Here is a 6,272-nt window from a genome sequence, read left to right as displayed (position 1 = left end):
AACGATTATATTGGTTAACCTCTAAAACTGTGGCCAGTATTTATTGACCACTACATATTAATACAAATCATTAACCGTAGTGTTCTAGTAGTTAATAGCAACAATAGGAAGTTTATTATATATGAGGTTATCTTGATGCTGAATTCCATTTCAAACATCAATTGAATAACTTTAATATTTTTTTAGGCTCAAACTATAGATTTAAGATGTAGCGTATTGATAAACAAACGTGGATCAGTAATATTTTGTAATATACATGGCGTCGGTAAGCAGTCATCATCAACGTAATCAACATAATCAGATGCCGAGTCAAAAATTAAAATATCTAACGCTAAACGATCTAGTCCATATAATCCACGATGGATCATATCTGCGGAAAAAACTAACAAATCCCCAGCTGATAAGGCAATCTTCTTACCACCGGAAAGGCTATCATTACTCACTTTACCATTCACTTCTTGGCGAACATTGTACTCTTCATCATTGTCCCATCGTTTGTGCGTACCGGGTATTATCTCCATACCAGGTTCATCAAATAAGGGCACACGAAGGTGCAAGACTTGCGTTTCTAATATGACTCTCATTTGATCTTCAATATCATAATCGTATTGACAATCACGGTGCCAAAAGTCTTTTTGTTGCGGGTTCACCGGATTAAAGAACAGTTGAGTATTCATGAAAGCAGGATTTTTAGGTATTACGGCCTCAACCACATCCATGATCTTTTTTGAACTAATGAAGTCAAAAAGTTCCGTTCTCTCAGCGATAGATAAATACTGGCTTCCAGTAATCAAAGATGAGTTAAATGCTTCTTCCTGATAGAACTCTTTGTTGTCAGCTTTCCATAATTCATGAAAAGTTAAAACGACTTTTCTAAGTGAAGCTATCTGATCTTCACTGAAATAATTGCGAATAACAAAGTAACCTAATTCTTCGTATTGCTGACTTAATTGTTGGCTATTGACTACCACTGACGACCTTCACATTCTCGATACCATTAACTGACTACGGTATTCTATGGCGAATAGTGCCAGACGATAATAGATATAAGCAAGTAAGTCAGAGTATTCTAAACACGTATTGTTGATTTAAAGAATTTAGAGCTACAGAAAAAGAGATAATCTGAATATGTAAATGCACTATATCACTCTAACAATAAAGTACATTTACACACAGTGACGATGCGGAGATACAAACAATAAAGCGTTTTTTGCCTTAATCAGTAATAACAATCCAAATATTCTAAGCTGAAAGCTCTTTTCGAATAATGTCTGCACCAGCATTCAAGGCTTCAAGTTTACCTTGTGCGATATGCTGAGCTAACGGCGCCATGCCACAATTGGTACATGGATAAAGTTTATCTGCATCAACAAATTTAAGTGCTTTACGCAATGTATTCGCCACTTCCTCAGGTGTTTCAACCTTATCGCTGGCAACGTCAATCGCCCCGACCATCACTTTCTTACCACGGATCAGTTCAAGTAAGTCCATTGGTACATGAGAGTTGTGGCATTCTAACGAGATAATATCAATGCTAGATTGCTGCAGTTTAGGAAACGCCTCTTCGTATTGACGCCACTCTGAACCGAGTGTTTTCTTCCAATCAGTATTAGCTTTAATGCCATAGCCATAACAAATGTGAACAGCGGTTTCACATTTCAGCCCCTCAATGGCTCTTTCTAAACAGGCAATACCCCATTCATTAACCTCATCAAAGAACACATTAAATGCAGGCTCATCAAATTGGATAATATCAACACCTGCGGCTTCTAATTCTTTGGCTTCTTGATTAAGGATTTTAGCAAATTCCCAAGCAAGTTTTTCACGGCTTTTATAATGCGCATCGTACAAGGTATCAACCATAGTCATCGGGCCAGGTAGCGCCCATTTAATTGGTTGCTTGGTTTGCTGGCGAAGGTATTTAGCCTCTTCCACAAACACAGGTTTTTGACGTGAAACAGGACCGACAACCGTTGGCACACTGGCATCATAACGATCACGGATTTTAACGGTTTTACGGATTTTAAAATCTACGCCATTAAGATGTTCAATAAAAGTAGTCACAAAATGTTGTCGGGTTTGTTCACCGTCACTGACAATATCTATTCCTGCTTTTTGTTGATTTTGCAGCGATAAACGTAGCGCATCTTGTTTGCCTGCGACTAATGCATCCCCTTCTAATTTCCACGGTGACCAAAGTTTTTCTGGCTCTGCAAGCCATTCTGGTTTAGGTAAGCTTCCTGCTGTTGAAGTCGGTAGTAATGTTTTCATGATAGTTAACGTCCTATGTCTATATGAATAATGAAAGCTATATTGATGTTAGCTATTCACGAAATTTGATGACCATTGCTCAAGCACGGCTTGATAAGGCTTAATAAAGTGCTGCTCGGCGAATCTGCCTTGTTCACCAGCTAATCGGCTACGCTCTTCTCTGTCATAAACGATTTTAGTCAGTGAGTGATCTGGGCACTTTAAGTTAGGCTTATAAGACTTCCCTGCTACCGCATTGGCATTGTAAATTTCAGGACGGTAGATTTTTTGGAATGTTTCCATTGTGCTGATAGTGCTTATCAACTCAAGGTTGGTGTAATCATTTAATAAATCACCAAAGAAGAAGAAAGCCAAAGGTGCCACGCTGTTTTCAGGCATGAAATAGCGTACTTGTAAGCCCATTTTCTTAAAATATTGCTCAGTTAATGATGATTCATTAGGTGTATATTCAACACCGAGTACGGGGTGCTGATTTTCAGTGCGGTAATAGGTTTTGTTATCGGAGACAGATAAACAAATTACCGGTGACTTTTTAAAGTTGTCTTTATACACATCAGAGTTAACGAAACTTTGGAATATTTTGCCGTGCAATTCGCCAAAATCATCTGGAATACTGAACTGGGATTTACCTTTATTATAGTTTTGCAGTAATACACTAAAATCGTAATCACGAACATAAGATGAAAAGTTATTACCGACAATCCCTTCAATACGTTGATGAGTTTGATTATCAATAACGTGCGTTTTTAATACCTCAATCGATGGGAATGATTGCCCTTTTCCTTCAATGTCGATATCAACTGATACAATTTCAAGCTCAACGGAATAACGATTACCTTCAGGGTTGTCCCAATTTGCTAACGCATTAAAGCTGTTATTAATCATGTTCAATGCGTTACGTAAATTTTGCTGGCGGTTTTCTCCTCTTGCTAAGTTCGCAAAATTGGTTGTAATGCGCGTATTACTAGCGGGATGATAATTTTCATCAAGGCCAGTCTTATTTATTGTAAATGTAAAATCGTTATTCATAGCGGCCTCTACCTTTTAGCTGAAATGAGTTTAATACGGGTGCGCTGTCTGTATTCAGTTATACGTAGGGTACTTGATCAATAAAAGCGTATTTCTTTCACAATCAACATGAGAAAAATTCAAGTTAATAAGTTTGAGTTGTTATAAATTTGTAAGCTATAGTGCTCAGCCTATTTTGAATAGAAGTATTTTATTCAATATCTTAAATAACATTACGATGAAGAAGTGAATGGAATGACTGAATTATTGTTAATAATATATTGCGCTTTACTTGGCAGTGGCGTGGGATTTTTAGCGGGATTATTAGGTATAGGAGGAGGACTCGTTATAGTACCAATTCTGAGTATTATCTTGCTTCATTTCGCCATTTTACCGCCTGAACAAGTGGTTATTGTCGCGATTGCGACTTCGTTAGCGTCTATCCTGTTTACTTCGACTTCTTCAGCAATTGCTCACCATAAAAACGGCAATGTGCCTTGGCACCTAGCACCATGGATAATGACTGGTGTTGCCCTAGGCGCACTCATAAGTGGATTTTTAGCCGCTCTATTACCGGGTAATATTGTTCGTATTATATTTGCAGCAAGTGTTGCACTCATTGCATTCAAGATGTTTTACAGCAGTACAAAAAAAGAAACGACAACAACACGTAACATGCCCAACAATGTTGTTCTTACCTTTTTAACAACGATTACTGGCGGATTGTCGGCCATGATCGGCATTGGTGGCGGTGCACTGTTAGTGCCTTTATTAACTTTCTTCTCGCTTGATATGAAAAAGGCCATTGGCTGTGCGTCGGCGTGTGGCATTGTGATCGCACTCTTTGGCTCTATCGGTTATATCAGCTCAGGAATAAGCTATCTTTCTATTACGGATGGCTTTGCTGGCTTTGTATATTTACCCGCGTTATTCGGTATTGTTTGTACGTCTTGGTTTACCGCTCCGCTAGGCGCTAAGGCAACAAACTATTTACCTGTTCCAATCATTAAAAAAATCTTCTCAGCATTATTATTAGCAATGGCGACAAACATGGTTATTAGTTAAAACTAGAATAAAAAATGAGTGGTTAACTTTATAATTATTAAGTTAACTCACTCATTTTTTATTGGCTGAGGATTTAATGTAAATAAAATATTTAGCTCGTTTGTTCCATTTCACGCATTTGCGATAAATATTTTATCCAACTTGATGCGGCTGATGACGGCTTAATATTATTTGCCTGTTTGGCATGAATAATTGCTTTATCAAAGTTATTTAACTTGTAATACGCACGTACTTTCGCTAACTCAACATCTGACTGTTTATCTTTACGTTGAACCTTATTAAGTTCAGTTAACGCTTTTTGATATTGCCCTTCCTGCAACAGTAATTGTGCAAGCTGCCAACGATAACGATTATTACGCTGTGCTGCTTGTTCCCAAATATTAATGGCACTTTGCCATTCTCTTGCCATTTGCCAGTAATTAGCTTGCTCAACTAACAACCTTGTATTCGTTGTTGCACCATCGAGCTCTGCGATTTGTTTAGCAGCACGTTCAGGAATACCACGTTGAGCATAAAGTTGTGCTAGCCGATGTAAATCTTGCTGTGTTAACTTAACACCTTGATATTTTGCTAATTTTAACGTACTTAATGCATCAGCAGGTTTACCTGCTCGTAACTGGATATTCGCTAATTGCTGCCACCAATTGAGTTTAGTCGGCTCTATCGCAATCAAGCGGTTTAACGTTGATGTTGCACCATTCCACTGTTTTAATTGCAACTGAGCACCCAGCTTAATTGACAGCGGTGACATTTCATCTTTGCGTTTGTAGCCATCGTAACGTTTCATCGCAGAAAGTACTTTTGACCACTGACTCAATTGATAATGTGATTGGGCAATACGTAACCATAGTTCATAGCCCTTTTGTGATTTTGGGATACGCTTTGTAAGCTGATAGTAATGTGGTAATGCTTGGCTGTATTTTTGCTCAGAAAGTAAAATATCAGCCAGCATACGCTGAGTAACCCATGCTTGATCATCTTGCAATAAGCCACTTTTAACCGCTTTAGATAAATTGCTTATCGCTTTTGATGGGTTACCCTGCTGCCAATAAAACACGCCCAACATACGCTGAACGAATGCTTTGTCATAAGGCTCTATCGTCTTTAAAGAGACAAGTAAATCAATCGCCTGATTAACCTTATCATCAAGCTGTAAGTTATTCGCTTTTTGAACTTTAACTGCAATCGGCTGCGACAATTGTGCTCCCGCATAAGCGGATGACAATGGTAAGCTTGTAGCGGCGGTTAAAGCGATAATAAATGCTAATCTTTTCATCATTTATTCAACTTAAATAATATAGATAGACGTAAAACAAGGGCTAACCCTATGTAAATTAATGTTTTATTGGAGTTAGCGTGTCTAAAGGTAATTTTCATTTTCATTCATCATCAAGAGAAGTCACCACACAAGGTCACTACAAATCCAACCAAGATGCAGATGATATTCGTTTTCATTTAGATAATCAAAGTAATAATTCACTTAGCATTAGTAGAAATAAAGCTAATAGCCAATTAACCCATACTAATAGAAATCCACTGGGTAACGTATTAACACCCACTATTAGAATTTACTTTACGACAATCAAGAAGATTTACACTTATTACATTAGGATGACCCTCAGAAGTCCCAATGATAACCAAAGTGTTACGGTGTCACTAAGAACTAACAAGAGGGCTATCGCTATGACTAACGCTAAGATACTTAAAGAACACATGTATGACCTATCAGGGACATTCATTGATTTTGACCACATGAGACAAACCCTAAAAGATATTGCTAAGGATTTACTTAGCGGAGATAACCATAGGGATATCAAGGTGGAATGGTTTAATAAGGGAGTTTATGACTGTACTCGTAAGGTAGTACGTTGTGATTGTAGTGGTACATTAAATTTGGCCACCTACTCAGAGGTGATATCATCACCTCT

5 protein-coding genes and 1 pseudogene are annotated in these 6,272 nt (G+C 37.9%); 2 read left to right on the top strand and 4 right to left on the bottom strand.

The genetic code is table 11. From position 1 onward, the window contains the following. Nucleotides 1-188 precede the first annotated feature (188 nt). The 3 genes from I3259_RS19695 to I3259_RS19685 all read right to left on the bottom strand — a co-directional run bounded on the left by I3259_RS19695 (nt 189) and on the right by I3259_RS19685 (nt 3,300). Nucleotides 189-971 (bottom strand): phytanoyl-CoA dioxygenase family protein, encoded by a 783-nt coding sequence (locus tag I3259_RS19695; protein WP_238031373.1) that lies wholly within the window; start codon nt 969-971, stop codon nt 189-191. A gap of 271 nt (nt 972-1,242) precedes the next feature. Further along, nucleotides 1,243-2,271 (bottom strand): methionine synthase, encoded by a 1,029-nt coding sequence (locus tag I3259_RS19690; RefSeq protein WP_238031372.1) that lies wholly within the window; start codon nt 2,269-2,271, stop codon nt 1,243-1,245. Between the two features lie 48 nt (nt 2,272-2,319). Continuing rightward, nucleotides 2,320-3,300: a DUF1852 domain-containing protein gene (locus I3259_RS19685; RefSeq protein WP_238031371.1), complete on the bottom strand. Its 981-nt coding sequence runs from the start codon at nt 3,298-3,300 to the stop codon at nt 2,320-2,322. Between the two features lie 234 nt (nt 3,301-3,534). Here I3259_RS19685 and I3259_RS19680 point away from each other — a divergent pair, with 234 nt between their 5' ends. Further along, nucleotides 3,535-4,344, top strand: coding sequence for a sulfite exporter TauE/SafE family protein (locus I3259_RS19680; RefSeq protein ID WP_238031370.1), 810 nt, complete (start codon nt 3,535-3,537; stop codon nt 4,342-4,344). Nucleotides 4,345-4,435: 91 nt separating this feature from the next. On the opposite strand, the gene I3259_RS19675 is transcribed toward I3259_RS19680, so the two are convergent. Continuing rightward, nucleotides 4,436-5,620: a tetratricopeptide repeat protein gene (locus I3259_RS19675; protein WP_238031374.1), complete on the bottom strand. Its 1,185-nt coding sequence runs from the start codon at nt 5,618-5,620 to the stop codon at nt 4,436-4,438. Between the two features lie 80 nt (nt 5,621-5,700). Between I3259_RS19675 and I3259_RS19670 the strand changes: the two are divergent. After that, a pseudogene (locus I3259_RS19670) lies at nt 5,701-6,272 on the top strand (hypothetical protein); the annotation flags it as partial.

It is taken from the genome of Photobacterium sp. Ph5, assembly GCF_022129445.1.
Classification (GTDB): Bacteria; Pseudomonadota; Gammaproteobacteria; order Enterobacterales; family Vibrionaceae; genus Photobacterium.
Note: the sequence above shows the minus strand (reverse complement) of the source record. Positions and strands in the feature narration are given on the sequence as shown.